Origin of the sequence: Exiguobacterium sp. UBA6309 (assembly GCF_002439205.1) — a bacterium.
In the GTDB taxonomy this organism is placed as follows: Bacteria; Bacillota; Bacilli; order Exiguobacteriales; family Exiguobacteriaceae; genus Exiguobacterium_A.
In genome coordinates this window covers 1-1,396 of sequence record NZ_DJTL01000018.1, presented here as the reverse complement: position 1 = coordinate 1,396, position 1,396 = coordinate 1, and the positions used below count along the sequence as shown (strand labels likewise).

At 47.9% G+C, this 1,396-nt stretch carries 2 protein-coding genes; both read left to right on the top strand.

Annotated elements, in window-relative coordinates; genetic code table 11:
- Positions 1-539 (top strand): sensor histidine kinase (locus B3M90_RS05260; RefSeq protein ID WP_290782859.1); only part of this gene is annotated, 539 nt, incomplete at its 5' end.
- Positions 540-683: 144 nt separating this feature from the next.
- Positions 684-1,396, top strand: a 713-nt coding sequence (locus B3M90_RS05255) for an MFS transporter (RefSeq protein WP_290782857.1), incomplete at its 3' end; no start/stop codon positions are given.

Genomic DNA, 1,396 nt, shown 5'->3' with positions numbered 1-1,396 from the left:
TCCTCGATGTCCAGCGCATGGAATCGAGTCAGCAACAATATGACTTCAAACCGCTTGATTTGACGAAAGTCATTCAGGAAACGGTCGAGTTCCATACGGCTTCGGCAAAAGATCACGAGCTAGTCCTTGATTTTGAAGAAACGACGACGGGGCGGATTCATGCTGACGAACAAAAAATGCGTCAGCTGTTCACGAACCTGATCAATAATGCAATCAAGTATTCACCGGATGGTGGTCAAATCACGATCACGATGCGTCAAGTCGAAGATCGTGTACAGCTGAAGATCGAAGATGAGGGAATCGGCATTCCGCGTCACGCGTTACCACAACTGTTTAGTAAGTTTTACCGAGTCGATAATTCGGATAGTCGAAAAATCGGCGGTACCGGTCTTGGTCTTGCGATTTGTCAGGAAATTGTTCGTTCGCACGAAGGGATGATTCATGTCGAATCAACAGAAGGTGTCGGGTCCGCGTTCATCGTCGAACTACCGATCGTCCAGTCCGTCGTACCGGTCACGGAATCGGCAGATGACTGTTAATGTCAAAAGCGTTCTTTGATTTTTTAATCAAAGGGCGTTTTTTTGTTGGTTTCATCTGCAAAACGGGAATTAACTACTATCAAATAGAAAGGAAGTGAGGAGATGCGGCGAAGCAGATGGCCTTGTTAAGTCCGACGATCACTCATGCTTTGGATCCTGATCGAAGCTAGTAGTTCGTTCATTCCAGCTTATGTGATTGAGCGCTTTTACTGGGAAGACCGGGGAATGAGCATTGCCGACGTCGTCATCGCAGAAATCGTCTTTGCTTGGGTGATGTTGATTGGTGAGGTCCCGTTCGGTTTGTTATCCGATCGGTGGGGCAGAAAGCCGTTCATTCTGGCTGGTTTCGTATGTGAGTGGTTATCGTTTACAGTGTTGCTTGAAGCCTACTCATTACCTGCCTTCCTCTTGGCGATGGTCCTTGCCGGCATCGGTGGCGCAGCACTTAGTGGAGCGCTTGAAGCCCACGTCTATGAAACATTGCGAATGCAAAGGATAGAAGAGCGATTCGAGCCGGTCTGGCGACTGATTTCAATCGGTGGTTTATTGACGTCTGGACTTGCGGCACTCGTCGGGAGTTACGCCGTGCGATCGGTAGACTTGATTTGGCACTATCACGTGTCCTGGTGGGTATTGCTCGGAACAGTACTGCTGACGTTTTTCTTAAAGGAAGCATCGCGAGAACAAGACGGAGAGACGAGTTCATTAAAGACATTGCTAAACGGTTTTTCGTTTCGACGCGTCTACGTCCGAATTCTTTGTCTTGTCTTGTTATACGGGGCGACGATTGATTTCGTCGATGAGTTTTGGCAACTTTATCTACGGGATCAAACGATACCGATGGTCCATTTCGGATT